The 343-nt window shown below is 34.4% G+C and carries 1 protein-coding gene; it reads right to left on the reverse strand.

Features of this window, described 5'->3' with window-relative positions; translation table 11 throughout:
- Positions 1-343, reverse strand: a 343-nt coding sequence (locus KW850_RS34610) for an acyl-CoA dehydrogenase family protein (protein WP_218351736.1), incomplete at both ends; no start/stop codon positions are given.

Below are 343 nucleotides of genomic sequence, written 5' to 3' on the forward strand. Positions count from 1 at the left end.
TGATAATCCAGTTCCAGTTAGGACGTCACCTGATTCAAAAAATGGTAGTAAGTGGTTGTTGATATATGGGTTGTTACTCAACCTGAAAGACGCCAAAGCAGCTAAATGACACCATAATGTAAATGCTGACGTCATGCAAAACTTTGCCGTTTCTTCTATTATATATAGCTCTCCACAGCGGGCATCTTCCATCTGTAAAAAATTCGAACTAAAAAAACCCGCTTTACCCACTGCATTTAAAAATTCTTTCGGATAATAAGCCTTCTCATCAATTTGTCTGATATTTGGTTTAAGATGGTCATTAATTATTTGATTAAATACAACATTTTCTATTTTTTTATCC

The sequence above is a fragment of the Bacillus sp. sid0103 genome, from assembly GCF_019219025.1.